Source organism: Streptomyces sp. NPDC030820 (assembly GCF_055572075.1).
Window position 1 is genome coordinate 187,306 of sequence record NZ_JBVIEB010000004.1, and the last position, 23,190, is coordinate 210,495.

Genomic DNA, 23,190 nt, shown 5'->3' on the forward strand with positions numbered 1-23,190 from the left:
TTACCGGGGCTGGAGGAACTCCAGCCGGTTGCCCACCGGGTCTTGCGAGTAGAAGCGCAGGTGGCCGGGGAGGTTGTCGTCCCAGGTGACCTTCGCGCCCTTCGCGGTGAGCCGGGCGGCGTACGCCTCGATCTCCGTCACCCGCAGCCCGGGGTGGGCCTTTTTCGCCGGTCGACAGTGACATTTTCCGCCTCCGGCGGGGGCCTCCTCGATACCCAGGTGGAGCTGCACGGCTCCGGCCTGGAACCAGCAGCCGCCGCGCGCCGCGAGCACGGGTGGCTTGGGGATCTCCGTCATGCCGAGGACGTCGACGTAGTACGCCCGCAGCGCGTCCTCCGACCCGGGCGGGGCCGCCAGCTGCACGTGATCGACCGCGGCGAGCATGCTCAGGCCTCCTTCACGGCGACGGCGAACAGCCGGCGGAAGGGCAGGACCGTGCCGTACGGCGCGCTGGGGTAGGCCTGCCGCAGCAGGTCCCGGTACTCCGCCAGGAACGCGTCGCGTGCCGCGGGGTCGTCGGCGAGCGCGGTCAGTGCGGGCCTGAGGCCGGTCCCCTTCACCCAGTCCAGAACGGGATCCTCGCCCTGCAGGACATGGAAGTACGTCGTCTGCCACACGTCGGTCACGCAGCCGAGGCGGGCGAGGCGGTCCAGATAGGCGCCGGGGGTGTGCACGGAGTCGGTGCGGCGCAGGACCTCGGCGAGCCGGGACTTCCAGCGTGGGGTGGCGGCGAGTTCGCGCATCAGGGCGTGCAGCGGGGCGTCGATGTTGTCGGGCACCTGGAAGGCGAAGGCGCCACCGGGCCTGAGGCCGGCGGTCCACTGGGCGAAGCGGTCGGCGTGGCCCGGCACCCACTGGAGGGTGGCGTTGGAGACGATCAGGTCGTACGGCTCCCCGGGCACCCAGGTGCGTACGTCGGCGGGGGCGAAGTCCAGCCGTCCGCCCCCGGCGGTGGGGCCCTCGTGCTCGGTGTGGGCCCTGTCGAGCATCTCCGGGGAGTTGTCGTAGCCGGTGACGTGGGCGGTGGGCCAGCGTTCGGTGAGCAGCGCGGTGACGTTGCCCGGGCCGCAGCCGAGGTCGGCGATGCGGGGCGTCGGCGTGGGGAGGGCGGGGACGCGGGCGAGGAGGTCGGCGAAGGGACGGGCCCGGTGACCGGCGTGCCGCAGGTACTGCCCGGGGTCCCAGATCGGTGTCGTCATGCCCACCACTGTCCCCTCCAAGCTATCTCGACGTCAAGAGGCTTGACATCAAGAGACTTCACGTCGACACAACCACTACACTGATCTCCATGGAGGACGAGGTCGATCGGCTGGTCGCAGCGTGGCGCCGGGAACGTCCGGACCTCGACGTGGAGCCGCTGGAAGTGCTCAGCCGGGTGAGCCGACTCGCCCGGCATCTGGACCGTGCGCGCCGGCTCGCCTTCGCCGAGCATCAGCTGGAGCCGTGGGAGTTCGATGTGCTGACCGCGCTCCGGCGCGCGGGCACGCCGTACCAGCTCTCCCCCGGTCAGCTGCTGACGCAGACCCTGGTCACCTCGGGCACGATGACCAACCGCATCGACCGGCTGGCCAAGAAGGGCCTGGTGGAGCGGCTGCCCGACCCGAGCGACCGGCGCGGTGTGCTGGTCCGGCTGACCGACACCGGCCGGGACCGCGCCGACCAGGCGCTGGCCGGCCTGCTGGAGCAGGAGCGGGCGATCCTGGCCGAGCTGTCCCCCGCCCAGCGGGCGGAACTGGCCGGTCTGCTACGCCAGTTGACCGCCCCGTTCGACAACATCCCCGGTTAGCTCGGCCGGTCCGACCCCCGCGCGGCGGGCGAGGGCGACGGCGGCCAGTGTCGAGTGGACGCCCAGCTTGCCGAGGACGTTCTGCATATGGGTGCGCACGGTGTGCGGGGAGAGGAACAGCCGCTCGGCGACGGCCTTGCGGCCGAGGCCCGCGACCATGCAGCGCAGCACCTCCCGCTCGCGCGGGGTGAGGGACTCCACCAGCCGCTCGCTCTCGGTGCGGTGCCGGCGGGCGGCCGTCAGCTCCCTGAGCACGCCGGTGAGCAGGGCGGGCGGCAGATGGGTCTCGTCGCGCAGCACACCCCGGATCACCGTCAGCAGCCGGGACAGCGAGCAGTCCTTGGCGACCCACCCCGAGGCACCGGCCTGCAGCGCGAGCGCCGCCCGCCGGGAATCGTCCTTCTCGGCGAGCACCACGATCCGCACGGCGGGCTGGGCGGCCCGGACGCCGGCGACCAGCGAGATCCCGTCGACCAGCCCCTCCTCGTTGCCCTCCGGCACCGGCACGGGAACGGCCGGACGGCTGCCCGGCACATGGCCACCGAGGTCGGCGTCGACCAGCAGCACGTCGAAGCGGCGGCCCTCACCGGCCGCCCGCTCCAGGCAGCGCAGCGCGGCGGGACCGCTGCCGGCGGCGGAGACCTCGACGTCCGGCTCGGCGGCCAGGGCGGCGGCGAGCGACTCGGCGAAGATACGGTGGTCGTCGACGACCAGGACTCGGATACGAACCACGAAACCCCTCCCGGACCGGGCCTGGTCCACCGGAGAACGACGACCCGCGCGGGTACGGAAACCCACGGAAAGGACGCGCACCGCGCGGCCGCCGCCGTCGCGGAAACTGCTACCCCCACCGCGGGCGCCGTACCCGCCTGTCTCGCCCCCTGATCAGCACCGGCCCCCACCGGTGCTGTTCCACAGAGTACGGACGGGAGCACGCGGCGGAAGGAGATTTGCAGAACTGGCCGTCCAGCGCGTTTATCGTGTGCCGCAAGTTTCGTACTGAGACGGAAGTCGACAAACCCCGACGCGATCTGCTCCGCTCATCTCCGAGCAGCGGAGCTCAGACCTCCCGCCGCGCCCCCGCCGACGGCCTGGCTGGCAGCCTGACCCAGGAGAATCAGGGCTCAATCCGATGCCGGCGGGGGCGGCGGGGGCGGCGGGGGCGGTGGTGGATAGTGCGGCCGGGGCGGGATCCGGGGCCGGGGCGGGCCCACCGGTGGCGGCGGCTGCGGTTCCAGCGAGCGCCGGGGGCGGGGCGCCGGCGCCCGGGGCGTGAGAGGCGGCGCCGGAGCGGGAGGCGGCGGGGGCGGAGTCAGCTCACCCTCCACCAGCACCGGACCACCGGCCCGCAGCCGCTCGATGGTCTGCTCGGCCCTGCGGCGCGCCCGGGGGTCGTCGTCGCGCCGGAAGAGCAGCCGCACGGTGACGGGACCACGGTACCCGAGCAGTACATGGCTTGGACCACGGAGACGCTCGGTGGAGACCAGCCGGTACCCGAGCGCGTGCGCGATCTCCTCGGCCCGCGCTTTCACCGATACGTCACCCCGGACCTCGATCGTCCCCCGGCCGTCGAAGAGGGACCGCAGTTCGTCGTCCGTCATCAGCGGCCCTCGTAACGGGGCAGTTTCTCGGGAAAGTCGCGGGGAGCCTTGCACTCGGCCAGTTTGTAGGCGTGTTCGGCGAGCTGATATGCAAAGTCGGTGAGCGTCTGCCTCAGCGGCACGCCCGCCGCTTTGGCAGGTCCGTGGATCCATGCCTCCCCGACGACCGCGTAGGGCTGGGAGGCGTTGTAGGAGGGGACACCTGGCGGAGCACAGGGCACGTACACCGATGAAGTGTCTGCGCCGGAACCGACCTGAGCCAGAGCTTCCATGTCGCCCACGGAGACGCGGATGATTCTCTTCCGATCCCCGGAGCCCCGATAGTATGCGAGCCATTCCTCGCGCGAGGCGGGCTGGACCCGGGCTTCCCCGGAGAGGATCGAGTCATTGCTGGTGGTGACATGACACCAGAAAGTAAGGTCAGCCCCCGCACCGTGACTGTCGGAGCCACTGTCGGCCGACCGCGCCGACGGCAGCACGCTTTTGGCCATATCGCGTTTGAGAGTTCCTTCGCACATTGTGCTGGGGAGCAGATAGAGACCTTTGTTCAGAAACATCCATCCCGCGCCACAGAACAGCCCGAGAGTCACCAGAAACAGGAGGACGACTCTCCCGTTTCGCCATGTGGCAAGCGGTGTCCGGCTCTTCTGTGACTTCTCCACTAGGGACGCTCCTTGGTGTTGCTCAGGTACTCACTACTGGCATCCCAGCCTGCGTTGACAGCATTGCGGACGAGATCGTCGGTGCCCTGCTTGGGCAAGTTCACGTGGTGCCGGGCGAGTGCGTCTTCAGTTGACCATTGTGTTTGCTGGTCAACGGAATCCCGCATCGCATACAGGTCCTTGGCGCTCGAGTACAATGCCGCGTCCTTGGCGCCCTGCATCTGCTGGCCTTCGATCAGACGGTCAACGGCCCCACCGGCAACGGCTCCGGCCGCTCCGCCGAGGACGGACCCCATGACCTCGCCGCCCAGATGTTCGGGGAGCTTGAGGCCGGTGAAAGCGATGTTGACCCAAGTCTTGGCAGCATCCCCCTTTTCCTTCAGGGCTTGGTTGTAGTCCGTCTCCCCGCCGACGGCGGCCTGCACTGCGCCATCAGCGACGGAATGTCCGACGATTCCCTCGATGATGCCCGCATTCCTGCCGATGTCCGTCAGCACTTGTTGACGGGAGCCATCGAACAAGGACGGGTCGGAGAGGTGTGATTCGAGGAGGCTGCCGGTGTAAATGCTCTCCCCATAGACGATCCCGGCTCTGCCGGACGGGTCCGCGGACGTCGCGGAAAGGAATCTCACCACATCGGGGAGGCCCTTGCCCTGGAAGGCATCGGGCGCCTCACTGTTCGTGAGGAAAACAGCTTTCGAGTCAGGGCCGGCCAGGGCCTGGCTGATCTCCGGCATGTATGCCGCCGCCATGTCCCCGAAGCTCTCGCCCAACCCCTTGCTCACGAGGTCCGCGCCACCGCCGGGCTGGGCCACCGCGTTCATGATGTTGGCCATGATCTTGACCTGGGCCGCGCTGTGCGGCGGGGCCATCGAGGATGTGTCCCCGTTGGCGACGCCGGTGACGGCGCTCTCCAGGGCGCGGCCGAGGGAGGCTCCGCGGTCGGTGAACCGGGTGGTGCCGAGCATGTGGTCCAGGTCCGACTTGGACGCGAAGGCGTGCTCGGCCGCCTCGGGGTTGTGGGAGAGGCCGTCGAACAGTCCCTCCAGCGGGTCCCGGCCGTTGCCGTCTCCGAAGACGAGGTCCACCGAGTCGTAGCCCTTGACCCACAGGTTGTCCGTAGCCGAGTCGCCAGCTGCTTTGTCCGCCTTGAACAGCTTCTCCCGGTAGTCGTCGAGGAACTCGGTGTCGAACTGTCCCTGGCGCATCAGGCTGCTGATGATCTGAGATCCGAGCGCGCCGACCGGGCTGAACGAACCGTTGGGATGGAAGCTGGTGTTGCGTTCGGCGATGAGGTCCTTTTTCCAGTGCTGCATCGCGCCGGAGTCCGAGAAGGACGCCGTGGCCAGCGTCAGACTCAGATTGGTCTGCAGCTCCTTCATCGTGTCGAGTTCCGAGCCTCTGGCACCGGCGTGCTTGGACGCCATCTCGTTCCAAAACTGGAGGGTTCCCTTGGCCCCCAGGTTCTTCGCGAACTGCTCGGCGAACAGCGGGTCGTCGTGGTACTGCCCCATCGTGCGGTTGAACGCGGCGATGTCGTCAAGGGACATGTCGTCCGGCTTTTTGGCCATCTGCGCCAGCTTCTCCGCAGCCGCGACTGCCTTGGCTGCCCCGTCACGGTCCGCATAGGAGGCGTCGGTGAAGCCGTACTTCGCCTGGTCGACGAGGATTCTGAGGACCTTTGCCGCGCTGTTGTCGCTCTCTGTCGCCTTGGTCAGGATGGTCTGGATCTCGCGGCGACAGGCGTCGACCTTGTTCTGGTCCGTCGCACCAGTGTTGCCGCTCGGGTCGGACGCCCAGTCGGGCCGGGTGTTCCCCATGACGGAAAAGGTGCCGTCATGGTTGTCGACCACCGTTATGTTGTCGTCATTGGCCCGCTTGATCGCATCGTTCAGCTGGGTGCGATAGCCGATGAGTTCACCGCGCGTGTCGCTGAGGATCTTGGTGATGGAATTGGCCTGGGTATGGGCGTCGGCGAACTCTGCAGCGGTCTTGGCGATGAACTCTCGGCTGACGGTCGCGTTGGCTCCCGCCCACTTGGCCTCGTCGGCCTTTGCCTTGAGGTTGTCCTCGGCGTCCTTCTTCAGATCGGCGAGCTTCTTCGTCATCTGCTCCCAGTCGGTGACCGCTTCACCGAGCTTGGCGAAGTTGCCGTGCCGCAGCGTGTCGAGGTCCATCGGCGTCAGTGGCCCTTCCGGTCGTCGAAGCCCTCGTCGAGCGAGGCGATGCTGCTGACCGCACCGGCAATGTAGGAGTCGTCGGCGTCGTGCTGGTTCCTGGTGTACCGCAGGTGGTTGGAGATGTGCGCGCACGCGTCGAGCAGGGTCTTCGACTGTTCGTCCCAGCGATGCATCACATGCTCCAGCGCGCCGCCCAAGGCAAAACCCTCTCCCTTGAGGCCGCCTGCTGCGGCCTCGGAGGTCGCACGCGCGTGCCCGCTGTCGGTCGTGAAGCGGTCGAACAGTTCATGGGCCGCCTTGCCGACCGCTTCGAGGTCCTGGTGGTGTGCGACGAGATCGCCCTGGGTGCCTTCGCCTCCCTGGTCGGCCGGGTACTGGTTGAGCTGCATCCGCGTGGCATGCCGATCAGCCGCCTGGGCCTTGAGCTGCTCCCACTCCTGCCACGCCATGAGTGGCCCACCCCCGTGTGTCGATGCATTGTCAGGCAGTGCAGTGCAGCCACGCACCTTACCGTGACTTGCCAAGTCACCTACGCACTCATGGCAGTTCGGCATTGGCCTTCCAGAGGCACAGAACGGCGACGAAGGCCGGGAACGACCGCACCGGCCCGTACGCGCTGAGTGTGCACGGGCCGGTGCGGGACGTGGGAACGGATGCCGTCAGACCTCCCGCCGCGCCCCCGCCGACGGAACCGCCTCGAAGACGCGGGGAGTCTTGAAGGCCGCTGCGGCGAAGGCCTCTTCGATCGCCTTGGTGAGGGTGTCGACGTCCGTCGCCTCCGCCAGGACGATCGCCGAGCCGCCGAAGCCGCCGCCGGTCATGCGGGCGCCGAGCGCGCCGTTCGCCAGAGCCGTGTCGACGACCAGGTCCAGCTCCGGGCAGGAGATGCGGAAGTCGTCGCGCAGGGAGGCGTGGCCCTCGGTGAGGACCGGGCCGATCGCGCGGGTCTCGCCGGCGCGGAGCAGGTCGACGACCCGCTCGACCCGGTGGTCCTCCGTCACCACATGGCGGACCAGGCGGACGACCTCCTCCTCGTCGCCCAGGCGGGCGAGCGCCGCGTCCAGCTCGGCGTAGGGGACGTCGCGCAGGGCGTCGACGCCGAGCAGGGCCGCGCCCTTCTCGCAGCCGACCCGCCGCTTGCCGTACTCGCCGCCGCTGTGGGCGTGCTTGACCCGGGTGTCCACGACCAGCAGGCGCAGGCCCTCGGCCGCGAGGTCGAAGGGGATCTGCTGCTGGGACAGGTCGCGGGTGTCCAGGAAGAGCGCATGGCCCTGCTCGCAGCAGGCCGACGCGGTCTGGTCCATGATGCCGGTGGGCGCGCCGACGTAGACGTTCTCGGCGCGCTGGCACAGCCGGGCCAGCTTCCAGCCCGGCAGGCCCAGTTCGTAGAGGTCGCCCAGCGCCAGCGCGATCACCACCTCCAGGGCCGCCGAGGAGGACAGGCCGGCGCCGGTCGGGACCGTCGAGGACAGGTGGACGTCCGCGCCGGTCACACCGTGGCCCGCCTCGCGCAGCGCCCAGACCACGCCCGCCGGGTACGCCGTCCAGTCGTCGTCGCTCTGCGGGGCCAGCGCGTCCAGCCGCAGCTCCTTGACGCCGCCCTCGACGTCCGCCGAGTGCAGGCGCAGGACGCCGTCGGTGCGGCGGGAGACCGCCGCGATCGCCCGGTGCGGCAGCGCGAACGGCATCACGAAGCCGTCGTTGTAGTCGGTGTGCTCGCCGATGAGGTTGACGCGGCCGGGTGCCGCCCAGACGCCCTCCGGTGCGGCCCCGTACAGCTCGGCGAAGCGGTCCGCGACGTGCTGTGCCCCCACTAGTGCTCCCTTGCGATGTGCTGTGCGAACTCCCACGCGTCCGCGACGATGCCCGCGAGATCCGCGCGGGTCGGGTTCCAGCCCAGCTTCTCGCGGGCCGTGTCCGCCGAGGCGACCAGGACGGCCGGGTCGCCGCCGCGGCGCGGGGCCACGATCTCGGGGATCGGGTGGCCGGTGACCTGCCGGACCGTTTCGATGACCTCGCGGACGGAGAAGCCCTCGCCGTTGCCGAGGTTGCAGATCAGGTGCTCGCCCGGGGTGGCGGCGGCCAGGGCCAGCAGGTGGGCCTCGGCCAGGTCCGCGACGTGGATGTAGTCGCGGACGCAGGTGCCGTCCGGGGTCGGGTAGTCGTCGCCGTAGACGGAGATCGCGTCGCGGCGGCCCTGGGCGACCTGGAGGACCAGCGGGATGAGGTGGGACTCGGGGTCGTGGCGCTCGCCGTGCGCGCCGTAGGCGCCGGCCACGTTGAAGTAGCGCAGGGAGACCGCCGCCAGGCCGTGGGCCTCGGCCTCGCTGGTGATCATGTGGTCGACGGCCAGCTTGGAGGCGCCGTAGGGGTTGGTCGGCCTGGTCGGGGCGGTCTCCATGATCGGGACCTGCTCCGGCTCGCCGTACGTGGCCGCGGTGGAGGAGAAGACGAGCTTGCGGACGCCCGCCTCGCGCATCGCGCCGAGCAGGGCCATGGAGCCGGCGACGTTGTTGTCCCAGTACTTCTCCGGCTTCACGACCGACTCGCCGACCTGCGAGGACGCGGCGAAGTGCAGCACGCCGTCGTAGGAGGGGTCGAGCCACTTGCCGGCGTCGCGGATGTCGCCCTCGACGAAGGCCGCCCCGGCCGGGACGCCCTCGCGGAAGCCGGTGGAGAGGTTGTCGAGGACGGTGACCTCATGGCCGGACTCCAGCAGATGCTGGGCCACGACACTGCCGACGTAACCCGCGCCACCCGTCACCAGGTACTTCATGAACTCGCTACCTCTCGCAGTCGCTCGGCCGCGCGCTCCGGCGGCACGTCGTTGATGAACACGCTCATGCCGGACTCGGAACCCGCGAGAAACTTCAGCTTGCCGGAAGTGCGGCGGATGGTGAAAAGCTCGAGGTGGAGCGCGAAGTCGTCCCGCGTGACCCCCTCGAACTCCTCCAGCGCGCCGAACGGGGCCTGGTGCCAGGCCGCGATGTAGGGCGTCGGAGGTTCCCCCTCGCCGAAGATACGGTCGAAGCGCCTCAAGAGTTCCAGATAGACCTGGGGGAATTCTGTGCGTGCCGCCTCGTCGAGGGCGAGCAGATCGGGAACGCGGCGCTTGGGGTACAGGTGGACCTCGTACGGCCAGTGCGCCGCGTACGGCACGAAGGCCACCCAGTGTTCACCCTCGAGGACCACCCGCTCCTCGGCGAGTTCCCGCTCCACCACGGCGTCGAAGAGGTTGTCACCGCCGGTCGCCTCCTTGTGCGCGGCGAGCGAGCGGAGCATCAGCGCGGTGCGCGGGGTGGTGAAGGGGTAGGCGTAGATCTGTCCGTGCGGGTGCTGGAGGGTCACGCCGATCTCGGCACCGCGGTTCTCGAAACAGAACACCTGCTCGACGGAGGGCAGATGCGACAGCTCCGACGTGCGGTCCGTCCACGCGTCCAGCACCAGCCGCGCCTGCTCGACGCTCAGGCCGGCGAAGGAGGCGTCGTGGTCGGAGGTGAAGCAGACGACCTCGCAGCGGCCGGAGTCGCCGGCGAGGGAGGGGAACCGGTTCTCGAAGACGACGACGTCGTACGACGAGTCCGGGATCTCGCTGAGCCGGTCGCCCTGCGTGGGGCACAGCGGGCACTCGTTCGCCGGCGGGTGGTAGGTGCGGCCCTGCCGGTGGGAGGCGACGGCGACCGAGTCGCCGAGCAGCACGTCGCGGCGGATCTCGGACGTCGTATGGGTCCGCTCCAGCGGGCGGCGGTCGACGGCGTCCCGCACGGTGTCGTCCCGCAGGTCGTAGTAGATGAGCTCACGACCGTCGGCCAGCCGTGTCGAGGTCTTCTTCAACGCCGGACTCCTCTACGTCCCGCACCCAATCACTCAACACAATCAAACATAACAGACCACAACTCGACAACAGTCGGGATCATCACAATCAAACAAAGGACACCAACAGAAGTGTTCAATTTCTGAACGCGGAGGCGTAGGTTCCGCTCTGGATCAGTTCGCGCAACGAAGCGAGTACTCATGCAAACCCCCACAGACAGCCCCCTGTATATGGCGGCGGCGCTACGGCTCCCCACGAACTGGCTGGACTACACGATCCTGGCGATCTACTTCGTCGTCGTGCTCGGCATCGGCTTCGCGGCCCGCCGCTCGGTGAAGACCAGCCTGGACTTCTTCCTCTCCGGACGCTCGCTGCCCGCCTGGATCACCGGCCTCGCCTTCATCTCGGCGAACCTGGCGGCCACGGAGATCCTGGGCATGGCCGCGAACAGCGCCCAGTACGGCGCGTACACCGTGCACTGGTACTGGATCGGCGCCATTCCCGCGATGGTCTTCCTGGGCCTGGTGATGATGCCGTTCTACTACGGCAGCAAGGTCCGCTCGGTCCCCGAGTTCCTGCTGCTGCGCTTCGACCGGGGCGCCCACCTGCTCAGTTCGATCCTGTTCGCGTTCGCCGCGATCCTGATCGCGGGTGTCAACCTGTATGCCCTCGCGATCGTCGTCGAGGCCCTGCTGGGCTGGCCGCAGTGGGTCGCGATCGTGGTCGCCGGCGCGTTCGTGCTGGCGTACATCACCCTCGGCGGTCTGTCCTCGGCGATCTACAACGAGGTCCTGCAGTTCTTCGTGATCCTGGCCGCCCTCATCCCGATCACCGTCCTCGGCCTGAAGAAGGCCGGCGGCTGGAGCGGGCTGACCCACAAGCTCACCGCGACGCACGGCGCGAACTTCACCACCGCCTGGGGCGGCACCGGCATCGGACACGCCAACCCGCTCGGCGCGAACTGGCTGACCATCGTCCTCGGCCTCGGCTTCGTCCTCTCCTTCGGCTACTGGACGACCAACTTCGCCGAGGTGCAGCGCGCCCTGTCCGCGAAGAACCTCTCCGCGGGGCAGCGGACCCCGCTGATCGCCGCCTACCCGAAGATCTTCATCGTCTTCCTGGTGATGATCCCGGGCCTGGTCGCCGCCGCGCTCATCCCCAAGTTCGGCACCGCCGGCTCCGGTTACCAGTACAACGACGCCATCCCGTACCTGATGCAGGAGCTGCTGCCCAACGGTGTGCTCGGCATCGCCGTGACCGGTCTGCTCGCCGCGTTCATGGCCGGCATGGCGGCCAACGTGTCGTCCTTCAACACCGTGTTCACCAACGACATCTGGGCGAAGTACGTGGTGAGCGGCCGCGAGGACGCCTACTACGTCAGGTTCGGCCGCCTGATCACCGTGATCGGCGTCCTCGCCTCCATCGGCACGGCGTTCCTGGCGTCCTCGTTCTCGAACATCATGAGCTACCTGCAGACGCTGTTCTCCTTCTTCAACGTGCCGATGTTCGTCGTGTTCATCGTCGGCATGTTCTGGAAGCGCGCGTCCGCCAAGTCCGGCTTCTGGGGCCTGCTCGCGGGCACCGTGACCGCGATGATCAACTACTTCGTCTTCTACAAGAAGGGGATCATCTCCATCCCCTCCGACCAGGGCGCCAACTTCGTCTCCGCGATCGCGGGCTTCGTCGCCGGCGCGGTCGTGATGGCCGCGGTGTCCCTGCTCACCAGTCCGAAGCCGGCGCAGGAGCTGCAGGGCCTGGTCTACGGCACCCGCTCCCCCGGCATGGCCGAACCGCCCGCGCCCGGCGACGAGGCCTGGTACCGCCGGCCGGCCCTGCTGGGCTGGGGCGCGGTCGTGCTCGCCGCCGTCTGCTACATCCCGTTCTCGTTCTGACGCGGGAGGATCGAGGAAACCATGTCCGAACACCCCGAGCACCCTGACCGCCGCCACCACTACACCGAGGACGAGGTGGCGCGGGAGGTCACCGAGCTGGAGGGCAAGTCCGCGACGGCGGCCCGCATCTTCGACCTGCGCCGCATCATCGGCGGCCTGTTCGTGCTGTACGGCGTCATCGTCACGATCACCGGCATCACCGACTCCCAGGCCGCCATCGACAAGGCCCAGGGCGTCAACATCAACCTGTGGACCGGGATCGGCATGCTCCTGCTGGGCATCTTCTTCCTGGTCTGGCTGAAACTCCGTCCGACTCCGCCGCCGCTTCCTCCGGAGGGGTTGCCGGAGGAGAGGCAGGGGGAGTAGAGCGCCGATTCCCGTCTGCGGCCGCGTGGGGGCTGGTCGCGCCCACGCGGCGGAGCCGCATATCGATACCGCCCCGCGCCCCTGCGGGGCGCACCCCAGTGCCGGGCGCCTACTCGGTACTGGAACCCAACGGCCCCGCCCGGTCCAGCAGCCCCGTCCTCGCAGCCAGTGCCGCCGCCTCCAACCGCGAGCCGACGCCCAGCTTCATGAGCACCCGCTGGACATGGGTACGGGCCGTGCTCGGCGCTATCCCCATCCCCGCCGCGATCAGCCGGGTGTCCTCCCCGTCGGCCACCCGCACCAGCACCTCCACCTCCCGCGGCGTCAGCACCGACAGCAGCCGCTGGGCCTCGTCGTCGGGCTGCGCCGCGGGGTTGAGCAGCTCCCCGAACGCCCCCTGCAGCAACTGCGGAGCCACCGCGGCCTCGCCCGCCCGCGCCTTCATGATGGCCCGCTCGACGCCCTCGATCCGCTCGTCGTGCCGCACGTACCCCGACGCCCCCGCCGCGAACGCCGCCGCGATCCCCCGCGGCGACGGCACCGGGCCGAGCACCAGCATCGCCACCTGCGGCCGCTCCCGCTTGATCTTCACCACCGGGTCGAAGACACCCGGTTCGGCCGGCGCCGCCGTACCCAGCAGGCACACCTCCGGCGCCCGCGCGATCACCAGGTCCGCCGCGCCCGCGGCCGGCGCCGCCGCGGCGAGCACCCGGTGCCCGCGCAGCTTGAGCGCCGACGCGAGCGCCTCCGCGAGCAGGCGATGGTCGTCGACGACCATGAGCCGCACTCCCATAGAGCAACCCCCCAGTCCCCCCCATGGATGCCCCACTATGGACGCCCACCGGTCCGCACGGACAGAGGGCCCCCCGGCTCCTCGTCCTTCATGCCCCCGGAAGCTACACGCTTGTTCGACGTAGCGCTGCCCCTATTCATGAGAAGTGCCCCGGATCGATGAAATCCGGGGCACTCCTCGGTAAGTCACCCATTCGGGCGAGACCCACCGCGGCGGCGCGGCTGCTGCGCGGCGTCAGCCGCCCGTGCCGAACGCCAGCACCAGGTCCTCCTCGCCGATCGACGATTCGCCCTTCCGGTGGGCGAAGACCTGCGCCATGTACAGGCGGCCGTCGCGGAAGAGGATCTCCCCGCTGTCGGGCAGGATGTTGCTCTCCGCCTCCCGCACGTTCTTCACGGCAGGGTTCTCCAGCAGCTTGGTCACCTTGAAGCTGCCGCCGTCGATGCTGACGATCTGACCGCCCTTCTGGTACGTCGGCGGCTTGTAGGCGAGCAGATTGCTCCCGTCCATGCGCAGCGGGAAGAGCGTGGTGTCGTCGCCGGCATCGGCGCGCTGGCCCGTCGGCTTACCGGTGGTCAGGTCGAAGGCGACGACCGAGTTGGTCCGGCTGAGGCCGGAGGAGCCGTCGTGCTCCGCGGTGGGCAGATACAGCTTGCCGTTCCCGACGACGATCCCGTGGCAGTCCTCGACGCGGGTGATGCCCTCGCACTTGCCGGCGTAGGTGCTGGACGGCGCGGAGATGTGAGCGAGCAGCTTGCCCGTCTTGTTGTCGATGGAGAAGTAGTCCGTGATCTCGGTGCTGTCGCCCGCGGCGGCGGCCACCACCAGCGGGTCGCTGGAGACGACGGAGGCTTCGTCGACGCCCGGGTCCATCTTGTACTCGGAGAGCACCTTCCCCGTCTTCGGGTCGAGGGTCTGGATGAGCACCTGGGCGTTGTCGACGTCTCCGCAGCTGCGCACCGCGACCAGCTTGGCGCCACCGCCGTACCCCGCGTCGTAGCAGTCGTCGCCGGGCTTCGGCAGCCACAGCGGCTTGCCGGAGTCGATGTCGAAGGCGGCGCCTCCGCTGGTGTCGCCGACCGCGACAGTGCGCTGACCGACCGTCACATTCTGATAATTGATCGGGTAGTCACCGGACTTGACCGTCTTCGTCCACAGCTTTTTACCGGCGTCGAGATCGAGGGCGGCGATCTGCGTGCATCCGGCGAAGCTGTGCTTCGTGTCCCACTTGGGCTCGTAGGTGATCGCGGTCCTGCCGTCGGACGTGACCTGCTTGCTGGCCGCGCACACCGGGCCGGGCAGCTTGATCGTCCACAGCTTGGTGCCCTTGACCGGGTCGTAGCCGACGATCTCGGCGACGCCGCTCTTGGCGTACACCTTGTCGGTCAGCCATGCGCCCACGGTGCTCACCACGTCGTCCGTGGTGGGCAGCGGAACCTGGAACAGCACCTTGGCCGCGGGATCGGCCGGCACCTTCTCCTTGCCGCCGCCCCCCGCGGTCCCGCCGCTGCCGTTCTTGCCGCCCGTGCCGCCGCTCGACGAGGCGGTGCCGTGATTCTTGCCGTCGCCCCCGGAGTTGGCGTACCAGATGCCGCCGCCGACGATCAGCGCGATCGCGACGACCGCCGCGACGACGATGAACAGCACGGTGTTGTTCCGCCCGCCGGTGCCCGGCACCGGCTGCGGCGGCATCGGGGTCGGCGGCCCGCCCGGATAGCCGTAACCCGGCTGCACAGGTTGCGCGTACGGGTTCTGCGGCCCGCCCCCGTAGGGAGCGGCGGGCGGCCGGCCGTAGGCCGGGGGCTGCTGGCCGTACGGGTTCTGCTGCGCGCCGGGATAGCCGTAACCGGGCTGGGGCGGCTGCGGCGGCTGCGGGACGGACGCGGCCTGCGGGTAGCCGTAGCCGGGCTGCGGCTGCGGAGGCTGCTGCGGCGGCGGCTGGTTCGGGCTCGGGGGGCCGAAACCGGGCTGCTGCGGGGGTTGGTTGGGCGGCGGAGGGGGCGGCTGGGTCATGGGACGGGTACCTCGGTGAGACCGGAACGGCCGGACGGCGAAGGGATTCGGTGGGGACGGCGGAGAAGCCGGAACTGGCAGGGCCGCAACTGGGGGAGCCCGGTACGGCGGCTCAGTTGCCGAAAGCCATGATCAGCTTCTCCTTCGCCTGGTCGCCGCCGGACAGCCGGCCGGTGGAGATGAAGAACCGCCCGTCGGCCCAGTCCACGACGGATTCGAAGAAGGTCTCCTCGATCTCGGCGGTGCCCTGCGGGTTCTGCAGCAGCTTGGTGGTGCTGTGGGAGGAGCCGGTAGTCGGGATCGACACCACCTGGCCGCCCGTGTCGTACGACGGCTGCACATAGGCGACGAGCTTGCCGCCCTCGGCCTTCAACGGGTACATCGGCTCGTCGGCCGGGGACTTGGCCCGCCACTTCGCCTTGCCGGTGACGAGGCTGATGGCGACGATCTCGTTGGCGCTGCTCGTGGTGTCCGTCGGCAGGTACAGCGTGTCGGCGTCGACCACGACGCCCTGACAGCCCTGCAGATCCCGGTTGAGGAAGCCGCAGCGGGGGGCGAACTTCTCGTCGACCGTCACCTGGGAGCGGAACTTGCCGTCCTTGGTGAACGTGGAGATGTTCCAGGCCTTCTTGTCCGGGTTGGTCAGGTACACCACGAGCGGGTCCACGGAGTACACCTTGGTCACCTGCCAGCCCTTCTTGACCGGCAGGCTCCACTTGACCCTGCCGGTGGCCGGGTCCAGTTCCTGGATCTCGTCGTGCTCATTGGGCGCGTACGCGGCGCAGCCGGACGCCTGGATCAGCCGTCCGGCGCCGCCCGCGTACGCGGTCGGATAGCAGGACCCCCCGTACTTCCCCTTGTCGTACAGCTTCTTGCCGCTGTCGATGTCGTACGCCGTGCCCGACTCCCCGCGGCCCACCATCAGCGTGCTGCCGCTGATGGTGAGGTTGATCTCGACCGCGTTGTCGAACAGCTCGCCGTCGGCGACCTTGCCGCTCCAGCCCTTCTGGCCGGTGTTCAGGTCGATCTGCTGCAGCTGGTTGCACTCGGTCTTGTCGCCGGTGCCGCTCTCGTAGGCCACGACGACCTTGTCGTCGGCCGACTTCTGCGGAGTGATCGCGCAGATCTTCTGCGGCAAGCTGATCGGGTCCCAGGCGGGCTTGCCGTCGCCGACGCCGTAGCCGAAGACCTGCTTGTACGCCGCCTTCACCACGGTCTTGCCGGTGACCCACAGGCCGGGCGCGTCGGCACCCGAACCGGGCGCGTCCGGTGCCGACTTGTACCAGAGCACCTTCGCCTCACCGGCCTTCCGGCCCGCGTTGAGGTTCTCCGGGTCGTCACCGCCGCCGCTCGACGTGCTGCCGGAGGCCGACGGCTTGGGGTCGTCGCTCTGCTGGGCGACCGGCTTCTTCTTGCCGCCCTCGTCCCCGCCGCTCGTGACCGCGTACACCGTGCCGCCTATGAGGAGCAGCGCGGCCACCGCGGCACCGATGATCAGCGCGGTCTTCGCCCTGGGCCGGCCCCCCGGCGCGACACCGGGCACACCCGGGTACGGCGGCTGCTGCGGCTGCCCGAACCCGGGCTGGGGCGCCGCCCCGTAGGGCCCCGGTTGCTGCGGATAGCCGTAGGGGCCCGGGGTGCCGGGTGGGGTGGGAGCGCCGTACGGTCCCGGCTGCTGGGCGCCGTACGGTCCCGGCTGCTGGGGGTAGCCGTAACCCGGCTGGGGCGGCTGCGGCGGGGCGGCGGGCGGCTGGGCCGGCGGCGGAGGCATGGGCGGTACGCCGGGGGCACTGGGCGCACCGGGAACGCCTTGGGGGGCGCCCGGGGTGCTGTACGGAGCGCTCGGGGCGCCGAAACCGCCCGGGGCCGGTGGCGTCTGCGGGGCGCCGAAACCGCCGCCCTGCGGTGGCTGGTCCTGCGGCGCTCCGAATCCACCCTGCGGCGGCTGGTTGGGCGGCTGGGTCATCAGCGCTCTTCCCCCTCGTTCACTGATTTTTCGCCACGCCCTGAGGTTCTTGACGGACCCTGGGTCGTTACTCAGACGGTTCTCAGACGGCCCTTTCTATCACCCGGTACCGACAGCACACGGGCCCGGATCCGCCGCTGTTCCCAAGGGACGACCGGCCCGTGATGCCGCCGTTACGCGCCTTCACGCCCCCTTCACGCAGCGCACGCAACAGCCCCGCGCGCCGGGGCGAGCGCTGTCCAGCCTCAGCCCCGCCCTCCGGCTCGCGCTACGCGTCCTCCGCCAACTCCAGCCAACGCAGTTCCAGTTCCTCGCGCTCGCCGATGAGGTCGCGCAGTTGGGCGTCCAGGTCGGCGACCTTGGCGAAGTCGGTGGCGTTCTCGGCGATCTGGGCGTGCAGCCTGGACTCCTTCTCGGAGATCTTGTCCAACTGGCGCTCGATCTTCTGGAGTTCCTTCTTGGCGGCGCGCTGGTCGGCGGCGCTCTTCTCGGCCGTGGCCGGCTTGGGCGCCGCGGCGGCGGCCTGCGCGGCGACCGCCTCCTCCATGCGCTGCCGCCGCTCCAGGTACTCGTCGATGCCGCGCGGCAGCATCCGCAGGGTGCCGTCGCCGAGGAGCGCGAAGACCCGGTCCGTGGTGCGCTCGATGAAGAAGCGGTCGTGGGAGATGACGATCATCGAGCCGGGCCAGCCGTCGAGGAGGTCCTCCAGCTGCGTGAGGGTCTCGATGTCGAGGTCGTTGGTGGGCTCGTCCAGGAAGAGGACGTTGGGCTCGTCCATGAGGAGCCGCAGCAGCTGGAGCCGCCGGCGCTCACCACCCGACAGATCCCCCACCGGCGTCCACTGCTTCTCCTTGCTGAAGCCGAACGTCTCGCACAGCTGCCCGGCGGTCATCTCGCGTCCCTTGCCGAGGTCGACGCGTTCGCGGACCCGCTGCACGGCCTCCAGGACCCGCCAGGTGGGGTCGAGTTCGGCGACCTCCTGGGAGAGATAGGCGAGCTTGACCGTCCTGCCGACCGCGATCCGGCCGCCCGCCGGCTGCTCCTCGCCCTCGGTGCGGGCGGCGTCGGCCATCGCGCGCAGCAGCGAGGTCTTGCCGGCGCCGTTCACGCCGACGAGACCGATCCGGTCGCCCGGTCCGAGCTGCCAGGTGACGTGCTTGAGCAGCACCTTCGGCCCGGCCTGCACCGTGACGTCCGCAAGGTCGAAGACGGTCTTGCCGAGCCGCGAGGAGGCGAACTTCATCAACTCGCTGCTGTCCCGGGGCGGCGGCACGTCCGCGATCAGCTCGTTGGCGGCCTCGACCCGGAAGCGCGGCTTGGACGTACGGGCGGGGGCGCCGCGCCGCAGCCAGGCCAGCTCCTTGCGGATCAGGTTCTGCCGCTTGGCCTCCTCGGTGGCCGCGATCCGCTCGCGCTCGGCACGTGCGAAGACGTAGTCGGAGTAGCCGCCCTCGTACTCGTACACATCGCCGCGCTGCACGTCCCACATACGCGTGCAGACCTGGTCCAGGAACCACCGGTCGTGGGTCACGCACACCAGCGCCGAGCGCCGGTTCTGCAGGTGCCGGGCGAGCCAGGCGATGCCCTCGACGTCGAGGTGGTTGGTGGGCTCGTCGAGGACGAGGAGGTCCTGTTCCTCGATGAGCAGCTTGGCGAGCGCGATCCGGCGCCGCTCGCCACCGGACAGCGGTCCGATGACGGTGTCGAGCCCCTTGGGGAAGCCCGGCAGGTCCAGCCCGCCGAACAGCCCGGTCAGTACGTCCCTGACCTTGGCGTTTCCGGCCCACTCGTGGTCGGCCAGGTCGCCGATGACCTCGTGGCGCACGGTGGCGGCGGGGTCGAGGGAGTCGTGCTGGGTGAGCACGCCGAGCCGCAGCCCGCCGGAGTGCGTGACGCGCCCGGTGTCGGTCTGCTCCACCTTGGCGAGCATCCGGATGAGGGTGGTCTTGCCGTCGCCGTTGCGCCCGACGACCCCGATCCGGTCCCCTTCCGACACGCCGAGCGAGACGCCGTCCAGCAGGGCACGGGTGCCGTACACCTTGCTGACGTTCTCGACATTGACCAGGTTGACGGCCATTTCACTCCTGTGCGCGGGGTCGGTCAGCCTTCTAGCGTAGGGCAGCAGGGGGTAAGGGCGGACTGCGAGGGTGTTGTCACTCTTTGTGATGACGTGATCGGAACACGGCCGCTACCGTTGTGGTCAGGCAGCAGGATCCCGTCCATGGGAGGAACCATGACCGCCGAGTCCGTAGAGCACCGCCACCACTGGCCGGTGCCGCCCCAGGACGGCTACACCGTGGACGACCTGTTCACACTGCCGGATCTCCCGCCGCACACCGAGCTGATCGACGGGAGCCTGGTTTTCGCGAGTCCGCAGCGCGCTTTTCACGCCGATGCGATCGACCTGCTGGTGAACGGCCTTCGCCAGGGCCTGCCGATCGGGTTCAAGGTTAAGCGTGAGATGACCATCGTCCTCGACGAGCGCAACGGCCCGGAGCCCGATGTAAGCGTCATCCACGCCGACGCCGTCACGGGCCCTGACCAGACGAAGTACGAGGCCAAGGACGTGCTCCTGGCCATCGAAGTCGTCTCCCCGGACTCGGAGTCCCGCGACCGCACGACCAAGCCCCAGAAGTACGCCGCTGCCGAGATCCCGAACTTCTGGCGCGTCGAGGAGAACAGGACGAGCGGCAGGCCCGTCATCCACGTCTACGAGCTCGACCCGCTCACCAGGTCATACATCCACACCGGCATGCATCGCGACCGCATCAAGGTCGACAAGCCGTACCCCATCGACATCGACCTGACGGCGATCGACGAACTCTGAGGGTCTGGCCCTCAGACCACCGTCGCCCCAGCCACCGGTCCTGCCGCCGTCCGCACGCTGCGGCAGGTGCCGGACGCCCACAGGGCCGCCGCCACCTTCTCCGCCGCCTCCGCATCGCGCGCGAGGAAAGCCGTCGTAGGCCCGGAACCGGACACCAGTACGGCGAGCGCACCCGCCCCCCGCCCCGCGGCCAGCGTCTCTGCCAGCTCCGGGAACAGGGACAGAGCGGCAGGTTGGAGATCATTGGAGACCGCCGCCGCCAGCGCCTCCACGTCCCCCTTCGCCAGCGCCTCCAGCAGGTCCGGCGAGGCCACCGGCTCCGGGATCTCCCGTCCCTCCGCCAGCCGGTCGAACTCGCGGAAGACGGCCGGGGTCGACAGACCGCGCTCGGCCATCGCGAACACCCAGTGGAAGGTGCCGCCGACCTCCAGGGCGGTCAGTTGCTCGCCCCGTCCGACGCCGAGAGCGGCGCCGCCGACCAGGCTGAACGGGACGTCGCTCCCCAACTCCGCGCAGATGGCGAGCAGTTCGGCCCGAGAAGCCCCCGTGCCCCACAGCGTGTTGCAGGCGAGCAGCGCGCCCGCGCCGTCCGCGCTGCCGCCCGCCATGCCGCCGGCGACCGGGATGTCCTTGGCGATGTGGATGTGCACGGCCGGCTCGATGCCCCGGCGCGCGGCCAGCGCGAGGGCCGCGCGTGCGGCGAGGTTCGTGCGGTCCAGGGGGACCTGGTCCGCGTCCGGGCCCTCGCAGGTGATCCGGAGTTCCTCCGCGGGGGTCACCGTCACCTCGTCGTACAGGCCGACCGCGAGGAAGACGTTGGCGAGGTCGTGAAAGCCGTCGGGGCGCGCGGCACCGACCGCGAGCTGGACGTTGACCTTGGCCGGGACCCGTACCGTGACGCTCACTTGCCGGTCTCCTTGTGCTCGGCGATCCGCGCGAACTCCTCCACCGTCAGCGACTCCCCGCGCGCCTGCGGCGAGACCCCGGCCGCGACCAGGGCGGCCTCGGCCGCGGCGGCGGACCCGGCCCAGCCGGCGAGCGCCGCCCGCAGGGTCTTGCGGCGCTGGGCGAAGGCCGCGTCGACGACCGCGAAGACCTCCCGCTTGGAGGCCGTCGTCCTGATCGGCTCGGTCCGGCGGACCAGCGACACCAGCCCGCTGTCGACGTTCGGCGCGGGCCAGAAGACGTTACGGCCGATCGCCCCGGCCCGCTTCACCTCGGCGTACCAGTTGGCCTTCACCGACGGCACGCCGTACACCTTCGAGCCGGGTGCGGCGGCGAGGCGGTCGGCGACCTCGGACTGCACCATGACGAGGGTGCGCTCGATGCTCGGGAAGGTGTCGAGCATGTGCAGCAGCACGGGGACGGCGACGTTGTAGGGCAGGTTCGCCACCAGGGCCGTCGGCGGGGGGCCGGGCAGTTCGGTGACGTGCATCGCGTCGGAGTGGACGAGCGCGAACCGGTCGGCGCGCGCCGGCATGCGCGCCCCGATGGTCGCGGGCAGGGCCGCGGCGAGCACGTCGTCGATCTCGACCGCGGTGACCCGGTCGGCGACCTCCAGCAGCGCGAGGGTGAGGGAGCCGAGCCCCGGGCCGACCTCGACGACCACGTCGTCGGGGCGGACCTCGGCGGTGCGGACGATACGGCGGACCGTGTTGGCGTCGATCACGAAGTTCTGGCCGCGCTGCTTGGTGGGTCGGACACCGAGCGCTGCCGCCAGCTCACGGATGTCGGCGGGGCCGAGGAGGGCGTCGGGGGTGGGGCTGCTCACGGGACAAGGGTACGGGGGTCTGCCCGGCCGGTTTGCCAGGCGCCCGGCGCTGCGAGCGCCCCGGAGGGGCTAGCCGTGCAGCCGCCTCCCGCAGTGCGGCCAAGGTGTCGACCCCCGCCGCAGGTACAGCTTCTTCGCGCGGAAGGTCTGTTCCGCCGCCGAGGCGTCCTGGGGGCGGCCGGAGCCGCCGAGGCTGTGCCAGGTGTGCGTGTCGAACTGGTAGAGCCCCCCGTACGTCCCGGAGGGGTCGACCGCGTCCGGGCGCCCGCCGGACTCGCAGGCGGCCAGACCGTGCCAGTCGAGGTCGTCGGCGCCGTCCACGGAGGCCGGCAGGGGCTTGGTGCCCACCTTCACGATCTGGCTGCGCGGCCTGCGCACCACCTCGGAGGTCTCCTGGCGCGGCTTGTCGCGGACCCCGTTGACGGTACGCAGGAGGTAGGTCTCGCGGCGCAGTCCGGGCTGCCCGGGCTGTGCGACGACCTCGGTGCCCTTGAAGAGGGTGGGGTCCTCGGTGCGCTCGGTCTCGAACGGGATCTGCTCCTCGTGGACCTCCCGGGTGCCGCTGATCCGGAGCACGGTCACCGTCTGCCCGTCGCGGGGGAAGCTGTCGAGCGGGACGGAGGTGGTGTCCTGGCCGTTCAGGCCGATCCCGGCCTCCTCGACGGCCTCGCGGACGGTGGCCGCGTTGGTGCGGATGATCCGGGTCCGGCCGTCGGCCATGATCGTGACGGCGCGCTCGGTGCGCACGTCGAGCGCGAGCCCGGTGCGTCCGATGGGCTGGGAGCGCGAGGCGGACAGGTACGCGCCCTCCGCACGCACCCCCAGCTCGTCCAGCGCTCCCGCCACGGTGTGCGCCGTCGTCCACACCTCGCGCCGCCGGCCGTCCAGAGTGAGCCGGACGGGGCGCCCGTGGCGCACGGCGACGGCGTCTCCGCTGGCGAGCGCCGTGCCGGGGGCGGGCGCGACCATGTCGTGCGCCCCCACGCGCACGCCCTGCTCGGCGAGCAGCTCGTGCACGTCGTCGGCGAAGGTGTGCAGGGTGCGCGGCCGACCGTCGACGCTCAGCTCGATCGCCTTGTCCTGGGCGACGAACGCGGTGGTGCCGCCGGCGAGGAAGGCCACCACCAGCGCCTGCGGCAGCAGACGGCGCACGGCGGACTCCGGGCGCCTGTCGCAGCGGGCCCTGCGCCGGCGTCCGGCATGCCCGTCCACGCTCTCGGGTGGGCCGGGGTCCTGCGCGCCCACCGGCTCGGGCACGCTCACCGCGTGGCGGGGCAGCACCGGCTCGGTGACGAAGTACGCCTGCGCCTCGTAAGCGGGCCGGTAGGTGTCCCCGCACAACCCATGGGGCAGCGTCTCCGCGCTGTGCACGGAGGCGTCATGGCCGTACGGCCCGTACGTCTCGTACTGCGACTTGCTCACGCCGACACGCTCCAGAAGTGCCACGGGGATCCGGATCGAGCCCCCAGAACCTAGCGGAGCGTTCGTCACTCTCCAAAGCGACGCGGCTACGTACTGT

The 23,190-nt window shown here is 70.1% G+C and carries 21 protein-coding genes; 4 read left to right on the plus strand and 17 right to left on the minus strand.

Features of this window, described 5'->3' with window-relative positions; genetic code table 11:
- Both ACZ418_RS12680 and ACZ418_RS12685 read right to left on the minus strand, forming a co-directional pair.
- Positions 1-384, minus strand: coding sequence for a VOC family protein (locus ACZ418_RS12680; RefSeq protein ID WP_468361268.1), 384 nt, complete (start codon positions 382-384; stop codon positions 1-3).
- Positions 385-386: 2 nt separating this feature from the next.
- The gene (locus tag ACZ418_RS12685; protein ID WP_468361272.1) at positions 387-1,199 is read right to left on the minus strand and encodes a trans-aconitate 2-methyltransferase; all 813 of its coding nucleotides are present in this window, start codon (positions 1,197-1,199) and stop codon (positions 387-389) included.
- 89 nt (positions 1,200-1,288) lie between these two features.
- Between ACZ418_RS12685 and tamR the strand changes: the two genes are divergently transcribed.
- Positions 1,289-1,786, plus strand: coding sequence for a MarR family transcriptional regulator TamR (tamR, locus tag ACZ418_RS12690; RefSeq protein WP_468361275.1), 498 nt, complete (start codon positions 1,289-1,291; stop codon positions 1,784-1,786).
- On the opposite strand, the gene ACZ418_RS12695 is transcribed toward tamR, so the two are convergent.
- The 8 genes from ACZ418_RS12695 to galT form a co-directional block, all read right to left on the minus strand.
- Positions 1,745-2,518: a LuxR C-terminal-related transcriptional regulator gene (locus ACZ418_RS12695; RefSeq protein WP_468361278.1), complete on the minus strand. Its 774-nt coding sequence runs from the start codon at positions 2,516-2,518 to the stop codon at positions 1,745-1,747. The genes tamR and ACZ418_RS12695 overlap by 42 nt on opposite strands.
- Before the next feature lie 392 nt (positions 2,519-2,910).
- Positions 2,911-3,387 carry a hypothetical protein gene (locus tag ACZ418_RS12700; protein ID WP_468361281.1) on the minus strand — a complete coding sequence of 159 codons (477 nt, stop codon included), beginning with the start codon at positions 3,385-3,387 and terminating at the stop codon, positions 2,911-2,913.
- Positions 3,387-4,049 (minus strand): hypothetical protein, encoded by a 663-nt coding sequence (locus ACZ418_RS12705; protein ID WP_468361284.1) that lies wholly within the window; start codon positions 4,047-4,049, stop codon positions 3,387-3,389. The genes ACZ418_RS12700 and ACZ418_RS12705 overlap by 1 nt, the downstream gene beginning before the upstream one ends.
- Positions 4,049-6,226: a hypothetical protein gene (locus ACZ418_RS12710; RefSeq protein WP_468361287.1), complete on the minus strand. Its 2,178-nt coding sequence runs from the start codon at positions 6,224-6,226 to the stop codon at positions 4,049-4,051. Before ACZ418_RS12710 ends, ACZ418_RS12705 begins: the two co-directional genes overlap by 1 nt.
- 5 nt (positions 6,227-6,231) lie before the next feature.
- Positions 6,232-6,678, minus strand: coding sequence for a hypothetical protein (locus ACZ418_RS12715; protein WP_468361290.1), 447 nt, complete (start codon positions 6,676-6,678; stop codon positions 6,232-6,234).
- A 210-nt stretch (positions 6,679-6,888) separates the two neighbouring features.
- Complete coding sequence (galK, locus tag ACZ418_RS12720; RefSeq protein WP_468361293.1) at positions 6,889-8,043, minus strand: galactokinase; 1,155 nt, start codon at positions 8,041-8,043, stop codon at positions 6,889-6,891.
- Positions 8,043-9,005 carry a UDP-glucose 4-epimerase GalE gene (gene galE, locus ACZ418_RS12725; RefSeq protein ID WP_468361296.1) on the minus strand — a complete coding sequence of 321 codons (963 nt, stop codon included), beginning with the start codon at positions 9,003-9,005 and terminating at the stop codon, positions 8,043-8,045. Before galE ends, galK begins: the two co-directional genes overlap by 1 nt.
- Complete coding sequence (gene galT / locus ACZ418_RS12730; RefSeq protein ID WP_468361299.1) at positions 9,002-10,063, minus strand: galactose-1-phosphate uridylyltransferase; 1,062 nt, start codon at positions 10,061-10,063, stop codon at positions 9,002-9,004. The genes galE and galT overlap by 4 nt, the downstream gene beginning before the upstream one ends.
- A 180-nt stretch (positions 10,064-10,243) precedes the next feature.
- Between galT and ACZ418_RS12735 the strand changes: the two genes are divergently transcribed.
- Positions 10,244-11,935, plus strand: coding sequence for a sodium:solute symporter family protein (locus tag ACZ418_RS12735; RefSeq protein WP_468361302.1), 1,692 nt, complete (start codon positions 10,244-10,246; stop codon positions 11,933-11,935).
- Between the two features lie 21 nt (positions 11,936-11,956).
- Positions 11,957-12,301, plus strand: coding sequence for a hypothetical protein (locus tag ACZ418_RS12740; RefSeq protein WP_468361305.1), 345 nt, complete (start codon positions 11,957-11,959; stop codon positions 12,299-12,301).
- 109 nt (positions 12,302-12,410) lie between these two features.
- On the opposite strand, the gene ACZ418_RS12745 is transcribed toward ACZ418_RS12740, so the two are convergent.
- The 4 genes from ACZ418_RS12745 to ACZ418_RS12760 all read right to left on the minus strand — a co-directional run bounded on the left by ACZ418_RS12745 (position 12,411) and on the right by ACZ418_RS12760 (position 19,150).
- Positions 12,411-13,094, minus strand: a complete 684-nt coding sequence (locus ACZ418_RS12745) for a helix-turn-helix transcriptional regulator (protein WP_468361308.1) — start codon at positions 13,092-13,094, stop codon at positions 12,411-12,413.
- Between the two features lie 234 nt (positions 13,095-13,328).
- Positions 13,329-15,107: an outer membrane protein assembly factor BamB family protein gene (locus ACZ418_RS12750; protein ID WP_468361311.1), complete on the minus strand. Its 1,779-nt coding sequence runs from the start codon at positions 15,105-15,107 to the stop codon at positions 13,329-13,331.
- A 112-nt stretch (positions 15,108-15,219) separates the two neighbouring features.
- Positions 15,220-17,073 (minus strand): outer membrane protein assembly factor BamB family protein, encoded by a 1,854-nt coding sequence (locus ACZ418_RS12755; protein ID WP_468361314.1) that lies wholly within the window; start codon positions 17,071-17,073, stop codon positions 15,220-15,222.
- 268 nt (positions 17,074-17,341) lie between these two features.
- Positions 17,342-19,150, minus strand: coding sequence for an ABC-F family ATP-binding cassette domain-containing protein (locus ACZ418_RS12760; RefSeq protein WP_468361317.1), 1,809 nt, complete (start codon positions 19,148-19,150; stop codon positions 17,342-17,344).
- 156 nt (positions 19,151-19,306) lie between these two features.
- Here ACZ418_RS12760 and ACZ418_RS12765 point away from each other — a divergent pair, with 156 nt between their 5' ends.
- Positions 19,307-19,900, plus strand: a complete 594-nt coding sequence (locus ACZ418_RS12765) for a Uma2 family endonuclease (protein ID WP_468361320.1) — start codon at positions 19,307-19,309, stop codon at positions 19,898-19,900.
- Positions 19,901-19,911: 11 nt separating this feature from the next.
- On the opposite strand, the gene ACZ418_RS12770 is transcribed toward ACZ418_RS12765, so the two are convergent.
- From ACZ418_RS12770 to ACZ418_RS12780, 3 genes are all read right to left on the minus strand, one after another.
- Positions 19,912-20,805, minus strand: a complete 894-nt coding sequence (locus tag ACZ418_RS12770; protein ID WP_468361323.1) for a 4-(cytidine 5'-diphospho)-2-C-methyl-D-erythritol kinase — start codon at positions 20,803-20,805, stop codon at positions 19,912-19,914.
- On the minus strand, positions 20,802-21,671 hold the full coding sequence (rsmA, locus tag ACZ418_RS12775; protein ID WP_468361326.1) for a 16S rRNA (adenine(1518)-N(6)/adenine(1519)-N(6))-dimethyltransferase RsmA: 870 nt from the start codon (positions 21,669-21,671) through the stop codon (positions 20,802-20,804). Before rsmA ends, ACZ418_RS12770 begins: the two co-directional genes overlap by 4 nt.
- Positions 21,672-21,740: 69 nt before the next feature.
- Positions 21,741-23,093, minus strand: a complete 1,353-nt coding sequence (locus tag ACZ418_RS12780; protein ID WP_468361329.1) for a ubiquitin-like domain-containing protein — start codon at positions 23,091-23,093, stop codon at positions 21,741-21,743.
- Positions 23,094-23,190 lie beyond the last annotated feature (97 nt).

Coding starts and splice junctions, on each gene's coding strand:
- ACZ418_RS12735 (WP_468361302.1), top strand. CDS start 10,244: ATGCAAACCCCCACAGACAGCCCCCTGTATATGGCGGCGGCGCTACGG.
- galE (WP_468361296.1), bottom strand. CDS start 9,005: ATGAAGTACCTGGTGACGGGTGGCGCGGGTTACGTCGGCAGTGTCGTG.
- ACZ418_RS12700 (WP_468361281.1), bottom strand. CDS start 3,387: ATGACGGACGACGAACTGCGGTCCCTCTTCGACGGCCGGGGGACGATC.
- ACZ418_RS12685 (WP_468361272.1), bottom strand. CDS start 1,199: ATGACGACACCGATCTGGGACCCCGGGCAGTACCTGCGGCACGCCGGT.
- ACZ418_RS12680 (WP_468361268.1), bottom strand. CDS start 384: ATGCTCGCCGCGGTCGATCACGTGCAGCTGGCGGCCCCGCCCGGGTCG.
- ACZ418_RS12710 (WP_468361287.1), bottom strand. CDS start 6,226: ATGGACCTCGACACGCTGCGGCACGGCAACTTCGCCAAGCTCGGTGAA.
- ACZ418_RS12740 (WP_468361305.1), top strand. CDS start 11,957: ATGTCCGAACACCCCGAGCACCCTGACCGCCGCCACCACTACACCGAG.
- ACZ418_RS12715 (WP_468361290.1), bottom strand. CDS start 6,678: ATGGCGTGGCAGGAGTGGGAGCAGCTCAAGGCCCAGGCGGCTGATCGG.
- ACZ418_RS12765 (WP_468361320.1), top strand. CDS start 19,307: ATGACCGCCGAGTCCGTAGAGCACCGCCACCACTGGCCGGTGCCGCCC.
- ACZ418_RS12755 (WP_468361314.1), bottom strand. CDS start 17,073: ATGACCCAGCCGCCCAACCAGCCGCCGCAGGGTGGATTCGGAGCGCCG.
- tamR (WP_468361275.1), top strand. CDS start 1,289: ATGGAGGACGAGGTCGATCGGCTGGTCGCAGCGTGGCGCCGGGAACGT.
- ACZ418_RS12745 (WP_468361308.1), bottom strand. CDS start 13,094: ATGGGAGTGCGGCTCATGGTCGTCGACGACCATCGCCTGCTCGCGGAG.
- ACZ418_RS12750 (WP_468361311.1), bottom strand. CDS start 15,107: ATGACCCAGCCGCCCCCTCCGCCGCCCAACCAACCCCCGCAGCAGCCC.
- ACZ418_RS12760 (WP_468361317.1), bottom strand. CDS start 19,150: ATGGCCGTCAACCTGGTCAATGTCGAGAACGTCAGCAAGGTGTACGGC.